At 72.3% G+C, this 14,655-nt stretch carries 16 protein-coding genes; 9 read left to right on the forward strand and 7 right to left on the reverse strand.

Annotated features, from left to right (window positions below; all coding sequences use genetic code 11):
• Window positions 1–131: 131 nt before the first annotated feature.
• Window positions 132–1,253, reverse strand: a complete 1,122-nt coding sequence (locus AB0C28_RS50235; protein WP_358083681.1) for a GTP-binding protein — start codon at window positions 1,251–1,253, stop codon at window positions 132–134.
• A 73-nt stretch (window positions 1,254–1,326) separates the two neighbouring features.
• Between AB0C28_RS50235 and rpmG the strand changes: the two genes are divergently transcribed.
• The 3 genes from rpmG to rpsN are packed head-to-tail and all read left to right on the forward strand — an operon-like array spanning window position 1,327 to window position 2,020.
• Complete coding sequence (gene rpmG, locus AB0C28_RS50240; protein ID WP_357857160.1) at window positions 1,327–1,491, forward strand: 50S ribosomal protein L33; 165 nt, start codon at window positions 1,327–1,329, stop codon at window positions 1,489–1,491.
• The gene (gene rpmB / locus AB0C28_RS50245; RefSeq protein WP_357857163.1) at window positions 1,488–1,721 is read left to right on the forward strand and encodes a 50S ribosomal protein L28; all 234 of its coding nucleotides are present in this window, start codon (window positions 1,488–1,490) and stop codon (window positions 1,719–1,721) included. Before rpmG ends, rpmB begins: the two co-directional genes overlap by 4 nt.
• A complete protein-coding gene (gene rpsN / locus AB0C28_RS50250) occupies window positions 1,721–2,020 on the forward strand; it encodes a 30S ribosomal protein S14 (protein WP_358083684.1) in 300 nt (99 codons plus the stop codon). The genes rpmB and rpsN overlap by 1 nt, the downstream gene beginning before the upstream one ends.
• A 55-nt stretch (window positions 2,021–2,075) precedes the next feature.
• Here rpsN and AB0C28_RS50255 read toward each other — a convergent pair whose 3' ends face one another.
• Complete coding sequence (locus tag AB0C28_RS50255) at window positions 2,076–2,891, reverse strand: TIGR03943 family protein (RefSeq protein WP_358083687.1); 816 nt, start codon at window positions 2,889–2,891, stop codon at window positions 2,076–2,078.
• 98 nt (window positions 2,892–2,989) lie between these two features.
• Here AB0C28_RS50255 and AB0C28_RS50260 point away from each other — a divergent pair, with 98 nt between their 5' ends.
• From AB0C28_RS50260 to AB0C28_RS50285, 6 genes are all read left to right on the forward strand, one after another.
• Complete coding sequence (locus tag AB0C28_RS50260) at window positions 2,990–3,133, forward strand: hypothetical protein (protein WP_357857171.1); 144 nt, start codon at window positions 2,990–2,992, stop codon at window positions 3,131–3,133.
• Complete coding sequence (locus AB0C28_RS50265; protein ID WP_358083691.1) at window positions 3,130–4,272, forward strand: MFS transporter; 1,143 nt, start codon at window positions 3,130–3,132, stop codon at window positions 4,270–4,272. The genes AB0C28_RS50260 and AB0C28_RS50265 overlap by 4 nt, the downstream gene beginning before the upstream one ends.
• 104 nt (window positions 4,273–4,376) lie before the next feature.
• Window positions 4,377–5,891, forward strand: a complete 1,515-nt coding sequence (locus AB0C28_RS50270; protein WP_358083694.1) for an ABC transporter substrate-binding protein — start codon at window positions 4,377–4,379, stop codon at window positions 5,889–5,891.
• Window positions 5,888–6,799 (forward strand): ABC transporter permease, encoded by a 912-nt coding sequence (locus tag AB0C28_RS50275; protein WP_358083697.1) that lies wholly within the window; start codon window positions 5,888–5,890, stop codon window positions 6,797–6,799. The genes AB0C28_RS50270 and AB0C28_RS50275 overlap by 4 nt, the downstream gene beginning before the upstream one ends.
• Entirely contained in the window at window positions 6,796–7,554 is a 759-nt protein-coding gene (locus AB0C28_RS50280; RefSeq protein WP_358083700.1) for an ABC transporter permease subunit, read from the forward strand. Before AB0C28_RS50275 ends, AB0C28_RS50280 begins: the two co-directional genes overlap by 4 nt.
• Complete coding sequence (locus tag AB0C28_RS50285; protein ID WP_358083703.1) at window positions 7,541–8,998, forward strand: ATP-binding cassette domain-containing protein; 1,458 nt, start codon at window positions 7,541–7,543, stop codon at window positions 8,996–8,998. Before AB0C28_RS50280 ends, AB0C28_RS50285 begins: the two co-directional genes overlap by 14 nt.
• Before the next feature lie 29 nt (window positions 8,999–9,027).
• On the opposite strand, the gene AB0C28_RS50290 is transcribed toward AB0C28_RS50285, so the two are convergent.
• From AB0C28_RS50290 to AB0C28_RS50310, 5 genes are all read right to left on the reverse strand, one after another.
• Complete coding sequence (locus AB0C28_RS50290; protein ID WP_357857189.1) at window positions 9,028–9,714, reverse strand: TIGR03943 family protein; 687 nt, start codon at window positions 9,712–9,714, stop codon at window positions 9,028–9,030.
• Window positions 9,711–10,733, reverse strand: coding sequence for a permease (locus AB0C28_RS50295; protein ID WP_358083706.1), 1,023 nt, complete (start codon window positions 10,731–10,733; stop codon window positions 9,711–9,713). Before AB0C28_RS50295 ends, AB0C28_RS50290 begins: the two co-directional genes overlap by 4 nt.
• Before the next feature lie 69 nt (window positions 10,734–10,802).
• A complete protein-coding gene (locus tag AB0C28_RS50300; protein WP_357857198.1) occupies window positions 10,803–11,513 on the reverse strand; it encodes a methyltransferase domain-containing protein in 711 nt (236 codons plus the stop codon).
• A gap of 6 nt (window positions 11,514–11,519) precedes the next feature.
• A complete protein-coding gene (locus AB0C28_RS50305; RefSeq protein WP_358083708.1) occupies window positions 11,520–12,263 on the reverse strand; it encodes a class I SAM-dependent methyltransferase in 744 nt (247 codons plus the stop codon).
• 13 nt (window positions 12,264–12,276) lie between these two features.
• Window positions 12,277–14,523: a YcaO-like family protein gene (locus AB0C28_RS50310; RefSeq protein WP_358083711.1), complete on the reverse strand. Its 2,247-nt coding sequence runs from the start codon at window positions 14,521–14,523 to the stop codon at window positions 12,277–12,279.
• Window positions 14,524–14,655: the final 132 nt, after the last annotated feature.

The raw sequence follows: 14,655 nt of genomic DNA on the forward strand, positions 1-14,655 counted from the left end.
CGCCGGCACCACCCTCGGCCTCGGCAACCTCCCCATCGTCCAGCGCACCCCCTGGCTCAAGTAGTACGAACGCCCCCACGCCCACCCCCGGCAGAAGACCGGAGGTGGGCGCTCGGTCATGCGCCGGGGCTTCACGCGATCTGCTTGAGGTCAAGGATGGGAGCGAACGGGTCGTCGTGGCCAGGGCTTTCGCCGTCGGCCAGCAGGCAGGAGTCGAGCAGGTCGTGCAGACGCTCGACGTCGAGGTCGGGGCCGGTGAAGACCAGGTGCTGGACCCGGTCACCGTGCTCGGGATCCCAGTCGAGGGCGGCCGCCGCGCGGCGGGCGGGGGAGACGAGGTCCCAGGCGGCCTCGGGCAGGGCGGCCAGCCAGGGGCCGGCGTCCTCGACCGAGACGATGCCGGCGACGGCGTCCCACGCGAGGAGCTGCCCGGGGCGGGTGGCCAGCCAGAACCGGCCACGGGAGCGTACGGACGCGGTGACCAGCTCGTCCACGGCCTCGAAGAGGCGGCCGGGATGCAGCGGGCGGCGGCTGCGCCAGACCGTCGTGACGATCTCCTCGGTCGTGGCGTCGGCGGGCAGGCGGGCCGTGGCGGGGTCCACGCGTTCGGCCAGCTCGGCAGGGCGCAGGGCCGGGCCGGTGACCGTCGGCAGGCCGGCCACGCCGTGCACCGGGGTGAGCGGGGCGAGGTGGGTGAGCACCCGCAGCGACAGCTCGTGGTCGTCCTCGTCCCCGCCGTGCAGGACCAGGCCGGTGGCGTACTCGACTTGCCTGGAAAGCACCTCGGCCAGGTAGCGCCGGTCACTAGCGGCCGCGGGCCGGCCGAGCTCGCGCAGGCGTTCACCGCGGGTGAGGTCGCCGGGCAGGTCGCCGGCGTCCAGCGCGGTGAGCACGGCGGTGAGCCGCAGGACCTCCCGCACTTCGGCGCCGCCGATCGCCTCGGCGACCGAGCGCGGCTCGACCGCGTCCCACAGGTCCACGATCAGCAGGGACGCGCCGGGCGCCAGCAGAACGAGCCGGGGGAGCAGGTCCTCGCGGACGGTGCAGCTCACGCAGCCGTGGGCGAGACGTACGTCGGCCGTCTCCAGCACGCGCCCGCCGTCGCGGACGATGCGCCGTACGCGGCCACGGGTGACCTCGGCGAGATCGTGGTGGACGGCGACGGAGCCGGGACGGCGGGCGAGCAATGCGTCGACGGCGGCGGTGCGGGCCGCGCGATGCAGACCGGCGACGAGGACGACAGGGGTGGACATCTAGCCTCCCAGTGGTGGAATGAAAATCATTGTCGTTATGCTGGCACAGTATCGCACGCCGAAAGGAACCGCTTTGGCAAGGAATGAGGTGCGACCCGTGATCAAACTCAAGTCCACGGCCGGCACCGGCTACACGTACGTGACGACCAAGAACCGGCGCAACGACCCCGACCGGCTCACCCTCCGCAAGTACGACCCGACCCTCCGCCGGCACGTCCTGTTCAGGGAGGAGCGATGAAGGTCTGTCAGCTCACCGGCGTCAAGCCGGTGTTCGGCAACAACGTCTCCCACTCTCACCGCCGCACCCGCCGCCGCTGGAACCCCAACATCCAGCAGCGCCGCTACTGGCTGCCCAGTGAGGATCGCTTCGTCCGGCTCACGCTCAGCGCCCGCGCGATCAGAACGGTCGACAAGATCGGCGTCGAGGCGGCCGTCGCGCGGATCCGCGCCAGGGGAGAGCGGATCTGATGGCGAAGAAGAGCAAGATCGCCGCCAACGAGCGGCGCAAGGCCGTCGTCGCCCGTCACGCCGGACGGCGCGCCGAGCTTAAGGAGATCATCCGCACCGGCGCACCCCAGGAGCGTGCGGACGCCGTGCGCGAGCTGGCCCGCCAGCCGCGTGACGCCAGCGCCACCCGCGTGCGCAACCGCGACTCCGTCGACGGCCGTCCCCGCGGGCATCTGACCAAGTTCGGGCTGTCGCGGGTGCGCTTCAGGGAGATGGCGCATCGCGGTGAGCTGCCCGGCATCACGAAGGCGAGCTGGTAGCCGTGGCCGTGCCCAAGCGCAAAACCTCCCGCGGCACCTGATCGCTCAGCCAGGCTCATTCGTACGGTTCGTCCGGTACGTCCGTTCGCTCCACCCGGGAAGCGGTCATCTCGGGTGGGGCGTAGACGTCCGTGTCCCGGGATCTCCGTGGGATCCAGGTGCCGGTGACCCGTACCCACGCGTCAGTCGCGGGCGCGGGGACGCCTTTCACCAGGATCTGCATCGTGAGGGCGTCGGCGGCGCAGCAGCCGATCCGCATGCGCGTCAAATACCACCCGTGGTCCCGCTCGGACGGCACGACGAAACCGGTCAGCCGGACGGTCCTGCCGCGCAGGGATCCGCTGGAGTCCAGGGCCAGGTTGGCGAACTCGATCATGCTCAGCGTGTTCACCCGGCCGTCCTTCAGCACGATGGAGCGGGCCTCGACGAGCGTGGGCGGAGGCGGATGGGGAGCCGGCTCGGCCCGCCGGACGGCGTACGAGCCGAGGGCGGGGGGAGCGACCAGGAAGATCACCGCGAGCGGCGCCGCCAGCAGCCACGCCACCCGGTGCCCCGCCACGTGCTCATGCTCATGCTCGTACACGGGCACGGGCATGGGTACGACCGGGTCGCGGCCGACCAGCGCCGCCAGATGAGCCTCCTCCGCCGCGCGAACGCGATGAGCCTCCCTCTCGCGCGCCGCACTCCTGCTCCGCCGGCGGTCCAGAGCCAGGCCGGCCGCGGCCAGGACGACCAGCACCACGCCCGCAGCCACCACGAGCGGCCGGAATCCCGGCTTGACGTAGTTGGCGAAGTCCGCGGAGAAGGCGGAGATCCGCAACAGTGCCCCGCCGAGCAGGAGGAGCAGCAGGTTCTGCGCGACCCGATTCACCGGCACAACCCTATTCGCCTGGCCTCTCCAAGGAAGTCGCGTTTGCATGGCTTATGTGGCAAATGATAACCATTGTCATCACCGATGAAGGAAGTGACATGTCATCCGTTGGTGATCAGAAGGCACGGGTGGTGAGCACGCTGCCGCCGTGCCCCGGCCGCGACCCGGAGCGCCACGTCTCGGAGCGCCGCGACGGCGCGTTCCGGATCAGTGGGCCCGCGTTCAGGGCGGGGACGGCGTGAGGGAGCTCTCCTGGGCCGTGCGGCTGCTGCTGGTCAACCAGTTCGGCGTCAACACCGGCTTCTACCTGCTGGTTCCTTACCTCGCCGGCCACCTCACCCAAGACCTGGGCTTGTCCGTCGCGGCGACGGGTGTCGTCCTGGGGGTGCGTAACCTCAGCCAGCAAGGGCTGTTCCTCGTCGGAGGTTCGGCCGCCGACCGCCTCGGGGCCCGCCGGGTGATCATCGCCGGATGCGCGCTGCGCGCCGTCGGATTCGCTCTGTTCGCGTTCGGGGTCACGGTGCCGCTGCTGCTGGCGGCCGCCGTACTCAGCGGGCTGGCCGGCGCCCTGTTCAACCCGGCCGTTCGCGCGTACATCGCGGCCGATGCTCCCGGCGGGGCCAAGACCTTCGCGCTGTTCAACGTGTTCGCCCAGGCGGGCGCGTTGTGCGGGCCGCTGCTGGGCGGCGTGCTGCTGCTGGTGGACTTCCGGGCCGCAGCCCTCACCGCCGCGGCGATATTCGCGGTGCTGACCCTCGCGCAGACACTCGTCCTGCCCGCGCGCGAAGTGCCTCCCAGCGGCGCCTCGGTGCTGGGCGACTGGCGGCGCTGCCTGACCGACCGGCGTTTCCTCGCCTTCACCTTGGCCCTCAGCGGCATGTTCGCGCTGCAGAACCAGCTCTACCTGGTGCTGCCACTGGCCGCCGAGCAGGCGACCGGCATGCCGAGCTCGGTGGCCCTGCTGTTCCTGGTGTCCACCGTGGCGACCCTCCTCTTCCAAGTCCGGATCACCAAGCGCCTTGAGGCGGCGACGAGCCCCGGCCGCGCGATGGCGCTGGGACTGGCCGTGATGGGCGCCGGGTTTCTCGCGCCCGCCGCGCTGCCGGGACTCCTCCCGGTGCTGGTGGCGGTCCTGGCCCTGGCCTTCGGCGTGATGATGGCGCAGCCGTTCGTGTACGAGCGGATCAGCCGGTTCGGCGGCGAGTCGCTGACCGGCACCTACTTCGGCATGTTCTACCTGGTCTCCGGGGTGGTGGCCGCCGCGAGCACCGCGCTGATCGGCTGGGTGGGCACGGCCGGGGCCGCGGTGTGCGCCGTCATCGGGCTGGCCTGCGCGACGCTCGTGCTGGTCCAGGAGCGGCGTACGGCGGCACCGGCGTGAACACCCGCACCCACGACCCGCCACGACCCCGAACGAAACCGCGCGACGGCTCGCCCTGCCCGCCGGCCGACCCCTGTCACCCGTGCTCGCAAAGGACTCTCACCATGCATGACCACCCCACCCGCCGCGGCTTTCTCGGCCTGACCGCCGGTGCCGCCCTGCTCGCCGGATGCGGCACCGCCACCACCTCCTCCGGCGGCTCCGGGGGGAGGCTGCGCGCCGCGTTCGCCGGCGGTGGCGCCACGGAGGTGCTGGACCCGCACCTGGCCAATCTGTTCATCGAGGCCGCCCGCGCCAAGGCCCTCTACGACAAGCTCGCCGACCTCGGCCCGGACGTCTCGCCGCAGCCCCGCCTGGCCGAGAAGTGGGAGCCGAACGCCGACTTCACCGTCTGGCGCATCACCCTGCGGCAGGCGCTGTTTCACGACGGGCGGCCGGTGCGGGCCCAGGACGTCCTGGCCAGCTACGCCAGGATCGCGGATCCGGGCAGGACGTTCCGCGCCGAGTCCAGTCTCGCGCTCATCGACCTGCCCAACAGCCGGGCCGTCGACGACCTCACGGTCGAGTTCCGCCTCAGGCGGCCGTTCGCCGAGCTGCCCAACGTGCTGGCGGCGTTCGGCACCTCCATCGTCCCGGAGGGGGCCACGGACTTCAGCAAGCCGGTCGGCTCGGGCCCGTTCTCCTTCGTGTCCTGGCAACCGGGCCGTTCCGTGCTGCTCAAGCGCAACCCGGACTACTGGGAGGGCGCGCCGTACATCGAGGAACTGGAGTTCCTCATCGCCAACGAGGAGTCCGCCCGGGTCAACGCGCTCCTGGGCGGGCAGGTCGAGTACGCGCACGACCTCACCCCCGCCACCGCCCGGCAGCACGAGGGCCGCGTCACGATCGTCCGCGCCCCCAACAGCGCGATGCAGGCCTTCGCCATGAAGGTGGACCGCGCCCCGTTCGACGACAAGGATCTGCGCGAGGCCCTGTTCCTGCTCACCGACCGGCGGCAACTCGTCGACACCGTCATGCCCGGAGCCGGGCAGATCGGCAACGACCTGTTCGGCAAGGGCTACCTGCATTACGCCTCCGACATCCCGCAGCGCACGCTCGACCTCGACAAGGCCAAGGCGTTGATCAGGAAGGCGGGAGCCGAAGGACTCACCGTCGAGCTGACCACGTCGACAGCCGCGGCCGGCTTCGTCGAGGCCGCCACCGTCTTCGCCGAGCAGTTGCGCGCCGCCGGGCTGAAGGCCGAGATCCGCAACGGCAGCAAGGACACCTACTGGGCGGACATCCTCACCCAGGGATCCATCGCCAGCTTCCGCTCCGGTGCCATGCCGATCGAGACGCACATCGCGCAGAGGCTCCTGTCCACCTCGACGACCAACACCACGAAGTGGGCGCGGCCCGAGTTCGACGAACTCTACGAGACGGCCGTCTCGGCGCGCGACGCCGCGGACCGGGAGAGCGCCTACCTGAAGCTCCAGCAGATGCTGCACGCCGAGGGCGGGCTGCTGGTGTGGGGATTCGCCGACTGGATCGTCGCGACGTCGCCGAAGCTGAGCGGCGTGCGGGCGGCGCCCGCGAACACCCTGGACTGGGCCCGGTTCGACAAGGTGAAGCTGGCTTGAACCTGACCCGCTACGCCGCCCGCCGGCTCGCCGTGGGCGTCCCGCAGATCGCCGGCGTCGCCTGCCTGATGTTCGTGATGGCAGAGGCACTGCCGGGCGACGCCGCGGTGACGCTGGCCGGTGACCAGCCGGACCCGGCGCGGATCGAGCGGATCCGCGCCGAGCTCGGCCTGAACCGCCCCTTCGCCGAGCGCTTCGCCGCCTGGGCCGCCGGCCTGACGCGCGGCGACTTCGGCGCGTCACTCGTCTCCGGCCGCCCGGTCGCCGAGATCGTGCTGGACGCGCTGGCTCCCACCGCCGTGCTGGCCGGGCTCACCGTGCTCCTGCTGGTGCCGCTGTCGATCCTGCTCGGAGTGGCCGCCGCGCTGCGGGAAGGGAGCCGGCTCGACCGGGCGCTGACCGCGGCGAGCACCGCGCTCTACGCGGTTCCGGAGTTCGCGCTGGCCATCGTCCTGGTGACGATCTTCGGCGTGACGCTGGCGTGGCTGCCGCCGACCGGGCTCGGCGGCCTCACCGCCGCGGCTCTGGTGCTGCCCGTGACGGTGCTGCTGGTCCGTCCCGTCTGCTCCACCGGGCGGTTGGTCCGCTCCACGATGATCGACGTGCTGGCGTCCCCGTACGTGAGACACGCCCGGCGTCTGGACCTCAACTGGTTCGCGCACGCGCTGCCCAACGCGCTCGCGCCGGCCGTGCAGCACCTGACCAGGACCGTCGACTGGCTGCTCGGCGGCGTCATCGTGGTGGAGGCCGTTTTCGTCATCCCCGGGCTGGGCGGCACCCTGGCCGACGCGGTCGGCCATCGGGACCTCCCGGTCCTGCAAGGACTCGCGCTGCTGTTCGCCGCCACGACCGTCCTGGTCAACCTGCTCGCCGACGTCGCCGCCTTCCGATTGGCCCCACGCGCATGAGGTTTCTGCTGCTCGGCGTGCCCCTGTCCATCGCCCTCGTGGGGCCGTGGCTCGTTCCCGGCGACCTCGGCCGCGGTGCGCCGTTCGCCGATTCGGGCCCGCTCGGCACCGACTTCGTCGGCCGCGACGTGTGGCACCAGGTGCTCATGGGCGGACAGGGTCTGGTGCTGACGGCCGTGCTCGCCACTGGCGGCGCCTACCTGCTGGGCACCGCTTGGGGCCTGGCCGCGGCGACGACGCCCCGGATGGTCGACGAGGCCCTGATGCGCCCGCTCGACGTCCTCATGGCGGTGCCGTCGCTGTTGCTGCTCCTGGTGGTGGCGACGCTTGCTCCCGGCGGAGCGCTCGTCTGGATCGTCATGCTGATCCATCTGCCCGACATCGCCCGCCTGGTCCGCTCCTGCGCGCTGGAGATCGGCTCCCGGCCGGCCGTGGAGGCCATGCGGATGCAGGGCGAGAACCGGTGGCGGATCGCCACCGGGTTCGTCGCGCCCGCCATGGCCCGCGTGCTCGCCACCGACGCCGGTACCCGGCTGACCGGATCGTTGTACCTCATCGCCGCCGTGAGCTTCCTCGGTGTCGGGGTGCCGCCGGACGCCGCCGACTGGGCGGTCATGGTCGACCGCAACCGCGGCGGCCTCTTCCTCAACGCGTGGGCGGTCCTCGCCCCCGCACTGCTGATCGTCATGCTGGCGGTCGGGCTGAACCTCACCCTGGACCGCCTGTCGAAGAAGGCAGATCATGATCGAAGTTGACCGGCTGACGGTCTCCGTCCCCAGCCGGATCCTGGTGGACGAAGTCAGCTTCACCCTGCCCGCCGCCCGGACGCTGGCCTTGGTCGGCGCTTCGGGGAGCGGCAAGACGACCACCGCGCTCGCGCTGCTCGGCGAGCACCCGGCCGGTGCCCGGGTCACCGGCCGGATCGCCGTGGCCGGCCATCAGGTCACACCCGGGCGACCCCCGGCGCCCGGGACCGTCGGCTTCATCCCGCAGCACCCTTCCGCCGTGCTCAACCCGGTGCTGCGGATCGGCGCGGTGCTCCGCCAGATCGCGGCGCGGCACGGCACGAGCGTCCCCGACGCCCTGCGCAAGGCCCGCCTCCCCGAGGAGCGAAGCTTTCTGCGCCGCTTTCCGCACCAGCTGTCAGGCGGGCAGCAGCAGCGGCTCGTCCTGGCGCACACGCTGCTGGCCGGCCCGTCCGTCATCGTCGCCGACGAACCCACCACCGGTCAGGACGCCATCACCCGGGCCGAGGTGGCCGCCGAGCTCGTCTCACTCAATGTCGCCGTCGTCCTGCTCAGCCATGACCTCGACCTGGTGCGGGAGCTGGCCGACCAGGTCGTCGTGCTCAAGGACGGGCGGGTCGTGGAGTCCGGGCCCGCGGTGCTGGACACGCCACGCAGTGAGTACGCCAAGGCGCTGGTCAGCGCGCGACCCCACGTGGCCGGGACCCGCATGCAACCGCACCCGATCCTGACCATCGCCGATCTCGGAACGGAGGTCCTGCGTGGGGTGAACCTCGACGTCGCCCGCGGCGAACGGCTGGCCGTCGTCGGCCGCTCCGGCAGCGGGAAGACGACGCTCGCCCGCTGTGTCGCCGGGCTGCGTGCCTGGACCTCCGGGAGCGTACGTCTGGACGGCCGCCCGCTGCCGCCCTCCGGCCGCCGTAGCCGCGCCGACCTGGCGCGGCTGCAGTACGTCCCCCAAGACGCCCGCGCCTCGTTCGACCCTCGGCGGGCCGTGGTGGAACAGGTCGCCAGGACCGCGGTACGGCTGCGCGGATCGACCGCGCCCGCCGCGCGCGAGGACGCCTTCGCGACCATGGCCTCGCTCGGGCTGAGCCACGAGATCGCACGGCGCCTCCCGGAGCGGCTGTCAGGGGGCGAGTCGCAGCGCGCCGCCCTGGCCCGCGCCCTGCTCGCCCATCCGGACGTGCTGATCTGTGACGAGATCACCTCCGGGCTCGATCCCGTCACCGAGGCGGAGGTCCTCGGCCTGCTCACCGATCTCGACGTGACCCTGATCGTCATCAGCCACGACCTGCCCATGGCCGCGCGGCTCGCCGACCGGATCGCGGTCGTTCACGAGGGCCGCCTGATCGAGCACGGCCCAGCGGATCAAGTGCTCCGCACCCCGTCCCATCCCGTCACCCGCGAGCTCATCAACCCGACGGAGGAGTTCCTCCACTCCTCGACGTGAACGGACCGGACACGCGCAGTGGCACACCCCTACTCGTACGGCTCCGCCGGCCGTCCGACGGCGGTCACGGCGGTCGCGGCCAGGGCCGGAACCACGTAGTCGTCCGGCACCCCGTCCGGCCACGGAACCCACGTGCCCGTGACCGCCACCCACGCGTCCTCCGGCGGGGCGGCCGCCCTCTGGACGGCGACCTCCAGGGCGAGCGCGTCGGCGGCGCAGCAGCCGATCCGCATCCGGGTCAGATACCAGCCCCCGCCGTCCCCGGCCCGTACGGCGAAACCGACCAACCGGACCTTCCGGCCGGCGAGCGAGGGCCCCGGCCGGGCGTACGCGCGCCCGATGAACTCGCCCAGCGTCAGCTCCGTCACCTCGCCTCCCGCCAGCGCGCGATAGCCCTCCGCCCGGACGGGCGCCGGCGGACCGTCGTCGCGCCGGGCCGCGAAGGCGCCGAGCGCGGGCGGAGCGATCAGCACGATGACGAACGCCGGCACGGCCAGCAGCCACGCCACGCGCGTTCCGTGGGCGCCACCGGGCCGGTCCAGCACGTCGGCGACGACGGACAGCAGGCCGAGCAGCACCAGCACCGTTCCGGCCGCCACGAGCGGCGGCCGGAACCCCGGCCTGACGTAGTTGAGGTACGTCGTGGAGAACGCCGAGACGCTCAGCACCGTCGCGCCCAGGATCAGCAGCACGGCGCCCTGCGCCTGACGGCTCACGGCAGCGCCCAGCCGGCGACGAAGCTGATCCCTATCGCGAGGACCAGCGTGAGCGGCGCGAACCGCGCGGTGAAGGCCCGGCCGAAGGTGCCCGCCTGCAGGGCGATGAGCTTCAGGTCCACCATCGGCCCGACCACCAGGAACGCCAGCTTGGCGGTGGGGGAGAACGCGGTGAACGACGCCGCCACGAACGCGTCGGCCTCGGAACAGATCGACAGCAGCACGGCCAGGAACGCCAGTACCAGCACGGACACGACGGGCACCCCGGCCACCGCGGTCAGCCAGTCACGCGGGATCACCACGTTCAGCGTCGCCGCGGCCAGCGCGCCGACCACCAGGAACCCGCCGGAGTGCAGCAGGTCATGACGCATCGCGTCCACGAAGACGCTCCCCCTGCCCGCGCGGGTTCCCGCGCTGCGGCGGGGCGCCGGCAGCCACGCGGCGCGCCCGAACCGGGCCCAGATCCAGCCGGCCAGCACGGCCACCGCCAGCGAGGCGGCGAACCTGGCCACCACCATCGACGGGTCGCCGGGAAAGGCCACCGCGGTGGACACCAGCACCACCGGGTTGATCGCCGGGGAGGCCAGCAGGAACGCCAGCGCCGCCGGCGGCGCCACGCCGCGCGCCATCAGCCCGGAGGCCACCGGCACCGACGCGCACTCGCAGCCGGGCAGCACCGCCCCCGCCAGACCCGCCACCGGGACCGCCGCGGAGGTCCGCCGGGGCAGCGCCCTCGTCCAGAACGAGGCGGGCACGAACGCGGTGATGGCCGCCGACAGCGCCACGCCCAGCACCAGGAACGGCAGCGCCTGCACGCACACCGCCACGAACACGGTCGCCCAGGTTTGCAGCGCGGGATGCGTCAGGTGCGGCGCGAGCAGGAACCGTCCCGCCACCAGCAGGGCCACGAGGACGATGAACGCCCACGGCAGCCGGAACCCGGGCTCCCGCGGCCGGCCACTCCCCAGGGCCGGCCGATCCGCCGTACTCGGCCGCGGCCTGTCGGGAATGATTCTCATTTCCGGGAGTGTCCTGGGAAGCGTCACCGGAGTCAAGTCCAACGCCTGGCACCCGAGAGAGTCGCGCGGCTACTTGATCGCGATGAAGCCCTCGAAGGCGAGATATTTCAGGATCGTTCCGTAGCTGGTGAAGCCGGCTTCCTCGAAGACGGCGAGGTTGTCGTCGGTGGAGACCGGCTGCAGCACGCCGAGCAGGCTCTCCTTCTTGTCGAGGATCTCCTCCGGGCTCAGGCCGGCGTTGCGCTTGAACCGGTAGTGCAGCGTCGTGATCAGATCCTCGAGCCGGGCGCCGGGCGCCAGGACCTTGTCGAACATGAAGAAGGCCCCGCCGGGACGCAGCGCCTGGCAGATCCGGCGCAGCACCTGCCGCCGCAGCCCCGGCGGCAGGAAGTGCATGGTCAGGTACGCGACCACGAAGTCACACTGCTGGAAGGCGATCTCGGTGAGGTCGCCCGCCACGACCTCGACGTTGCCGAGACCGGCGCAGTGCTCGCGGGCGGCCTCGACCATCGCGGCCTCGCGGTCGACCCCGATCCAGTGGGTGGCGCCGTTGGCCGGCCCGTGGGTGGCCAGCCGGCGCAGGAGCTGGCCGGTGGCCGAGCCGAGCTCGTAGCCGACCCGGGGCTGATCGCCGCCGAGGAAACACGTGGACAGATCGCAGACGAGATCGTGCCCGGCGTCGTAGAGCGGTACGGAGTGACGGGCGTGATCGACGAACACCGCGGGCACGTCGCCCGAGAAGACCCACGATCCTGGCGAGGTGATGGGAAGGGAGGTCACGGCCGGTCACGCTTTCCGGTACGCCGAGATGTTACGGGTCGAGGCGGCCGTGAAGGGCGCCTTGTCCCAGCTCGACCAGCGCTCGTGCCGTCGCAGGCCGGCGATGCGGGCCATCAGGTCGAGCTCGGACGGCCAGACGTAGCGGACCGCGCCGGGGCGCAGCTGGACCCCTTCCGTCTCGCTGAGCCTGATGTGGCAGGTCCGCATCTCCTGCGTCACGTGGTCGGCGGCCGAGACGAACAGCGAGACCGCGTCCGGCTTGACGCCGGAGGTCCAGGCCCTGCCGTTCTCCAGGACGCCGCTCGCCGGCGCCATCAGCTCGACGACGAAGAAGCCGCCGGGCGCCAGGTGCGCCGCCACGTTCTCGAAGCAGCGCACCTGAAGGTCCTGCGTGGTCAGGGCCGACAGCGCGAAACGGGAGATGAAGGCCAGGCCGAACTCGCCCTCGACCTTCACGTCGGCGAAGTCTCCCTCCACGAGATCGATCTCGTCGCCGCGCGGTTTGGCGCGCAGCTGTTCGAGCATCCAGGGGGAGTTGTCCACGCCGGTCACGGCCAGCCCGCGGTCGAGCAGCGGGAGGGCGAGCCGGCCGGTGCCGACGCCGAGCTCCAGCACGGCCCGCCCGCCGGCCAGCCCGGCGAGGTAGTCGGCCGCGTCCTGGGTGTCGGGCTGGTCGCCGAACTCCGCCTCCCAGCGGGCCGACCATTCCGGTCCGTAGGCGACGGCGTTGAGGGCGTCGGCGTCTTTCATCGGCGGTTTCCTTTCACGCGTGGGGGAGGGGGAAGACGTTCAGCTCGGTCCTGGCGGGCCAGCCGAGCTTGGCCGCGGCGTCGCGCAGCCGGTCCGCGCCGAGGTAGGGGAAGGCGGCGGCGAAGTTGCCGGCCAGGCCGGGCACGAGTGTCCTGGTGACGTGCAGCCCGGCGGCGGCGACGTCCGGCGTGGTGAGGTCCACGGCGATCACCTCGTGGCCGGCCCGCTCGACCCGCCGCCGGTACGTGCTCAGGGAGCGGTCGGGCAGCGCGGGCACCGCCGAGGCCGGGATGGTGGTCCCGTCGCCGAGCCGGCCGCGGACCCGTTCGACGGCACGGGGGTCGAGGTTGACCTGCAGCTGGCACTCCAGGTCGCCGACGTCCCTGAAGTCGGGGCGGAAACTGTCGAGGTAGGCGCGGTCGGCCCGCCACTCGTGCATGAAGTGCCGCGTCTTGCGTCCCGCGCGCACGGCCTCCCAGTACAGGCCGCCGGGATCCTGGAGGTCGCGGGCGATCTCCTGGAGGGTCAGCGCCTCGGCCCAGGACTTCTCCGCCGCCGTATCGACGGTGTCGCGGCAGCCGAAGCCGATCGTCAGGATCCGCTCCTCGACGTGCTCGACGACGCCGGCGACCACCGGGACGCCGAACTCGTTAGGCAGCGGGACGAGCCACGCGCGCTGTCCGGGCGTGCCGTCGAAGAGCGCGGCCAGGCGCGGCGTCGGCTCCAGGGACGGCAGCGCGGGCAGATTGGCCCACCAGACCATGGTGGCGTCCCGCTCGATCACCTCTTCCAGCCCCGACCGTACGGCGTCGTCGAAGGACTCCCCGGCCGCCACACCGGCGTAGTACAGGGGGTTCGTGACGGGCTCGTGGTAGTAGGGGCCGACGTAGTAGTTGCAGTACGCCAGGCTGGCGGGCACCCAGATCGGCCGGTCATGGGTGAGGGAGCGGCCCTGGATCCAGTGCACAGGCAGGCCGGCGTCGAAGCGGACGAAGGGGAACCCGTCCGCCGCGTACTGCTCTTCGGAGAACAGGACGATCGACTCGGGCGCGAGGGCGTTCTCGCCGTCCTGGCACAGCTCGGCGTAGGACGCCTGGCGTAACCGTTCGGGCTGGATCCAGTTGGCGCAGTAGCGTTCCACGCTCTCGCCGATCGCCGCCGCCCGCGCGCCGGCCACGTCGCCGAAGGTGCTTGCCCCGCACAGGACGTTGGTGGCCCAGGGGAAGCGCCGGCTCATGTCGGCGACGTCGGCCTGCACGGTGGTCAGGGCCCGCGGGGTCGACGGGTCGTGCTCGACGACCCTGGTGGCCGCCACGATGCCGAGGCGGTCGCCGAGGAGCAGGTCCGTGCCCGTGACGCGGTGGTTGACCACCTCGGGGAACGGGCTCGACGGCAGGGGCAGGAACGGATGGAGCCGGATCCGCGGGCCCGCCGGGTCCACCTCGATCTCGTTGCCGGCCAGGGCGCAGGGCTCGCCGGCCAGCCAGCGGCGCAGTTCGACCAGGAACATCGACACGAGCCAGGTCAGCACGTCCGGGGGAGGCGGCCGCAGGCCGCCGGTCAGCGACGGCCGCAGGAGCGCCTCGGCGAGGTCCGGCCGCTGCGTCACGCAGGCCCGGCGGGTCAGCAGATCCCGGTACGGCGCGGTGCGGCCGGGCTCGACGGCCGGGCCGAAGTAGCACCTGCCCCGGTCCAGGAAGAAACAGCTCCACGCTCCGGTCCGCCGGTCGTCCGCCCGCGCCAGCAGTTCGGGGTCGAACCGCGTGCTCAGCAGCGCCAGCGGCCGGTCGGGCGGAAGGTCGTCGCCGAGGAGCAGGACCTGCTCATCGGGCGCGGCGAGCCCCGCGACGATCGGACGCAGGACGGCATCGGCGAGCAGCACCGGGGCCTGCGAGGTATCGGCGGGGGATACGGGCGTCTGCGGGTGTTCGTCGGGTGATACCGGGGTCTGCGGGGGTTCGGTGGGGGGTACGGAGTTTCGCGGGGGTTCGGTGGGGAGTACAGAGTTTCGCGGGGGTTCGGCGGGGAGTGCGGGGGTCTGCGGGGTCTCGATGAGGGAGCCGGTCGAGGTGAGCAGGGCGGCCAGTTCCGGCCACGGCGGAGACCCGCTCGGTGGCGTCGCGGCGAAATCCTCCAGGCCGCGGACGACGTCCGCCGCGCTCCGTCCGATCTCGAACATTCGGCCGTCCGGCGTGATGAGCACGGCCGCGTCGGCGCCCAGCGGGCGTACGTCCACGTTGACTCTCGGAAGGTGTGTCAAGATCGCATCCTTGTCGCGTCGCGGGGCCCGTGAGGCCGGATGCGGGCCGGCCCCACGGGTTTCACCTCCGTCAGCTCCAGCGGAAGGCGCGGAAGCCCGTGCTGTGGTTGTGCGGCGCGACGGTGTCGCGAC

The sequence above is a fragment of the Nonomuraea sp. NPDC048892 genome, assembly GCF_040649735.1.
Taxonomy (GTDB): Bacteria; Actinomycetota; Actinomycetes; order Streptosporangiales; family Streptosporangiaceae; genus Nonomuraea; species Nonomuraea maheshkhaliensis.

What these genes read in the sequence shown, in the direction of transcription:
- rpsN (WP_358083684.1), top strand. Translation starts at nt 1,721, where the DNA reads ATGGCGAAGAAGAGCAAGATCGCCGCCAACGAGCGGCGCAAGGCCGTC.
- AB0C28_RS50280 (WP_358083700.1), top strand. Translation starts at nt 6,796, where the DNA reads ATGAGGTTTCTGCTGCTCGGCGTGCCCCTGTCCATCGCCCTCGTGGGG.
- AB0C28_RS50235 (WP_358083681.1), bottom strand. Translation starts at nt 1,253, where the DNA reads ATGTCCACCCCTGTCGTCCTCGTCGCCGGTCTGCATCGCGCGGCCCGC.
- AB0C28_RS50295 (WP_358083706.1), bottom strand. Translation starts at nt 10,733, where the DNA reads ATGAGAATCATTCCCGACAGGCCGCGGCCGAGTACGGCGGATCGGCCG.
- AB0C28_RS50260 (WP_357857171.1), top strand. Translation starts at nt 2,990, where the DNA reads ATGTCATCCGTTGGTGATCAGAAGGCACGGGTGGTGAGCACGCTGCCG.
- rpmB (WP_357857163.1), top strand. Translation starts at nt 1,488, where the DNA reads ATGAAGGTCTGTCAGCTCACCGGCGTCAAGCCGGTGTTCGGCAACAAC.
- AB0C28_RS50270 (WP_358083694.1), top strand. Translation starts at nt 4,377, where the DNA reads ATGCATGACCACCCCACCCGCCGCGGCTTTCTCGGCCTGACCGCCGGT.
- AB0C28_RS50285 (WP_358083703.1), top strand. Translation starts at nt 7,541, where the DNA reads ATGATCGAAGTTGACCGGCTGACGGTCTCCGTCCCCAGCCGGATCCTG.
- AB0C28_RS50305 (WP_358083708.1), bottom strand. Translation starts at nt 12,263, where the DNA reads ATGAAAGACGCCGACGCCCTCAACGCCGTCGCCTACGGACCGGAATGG.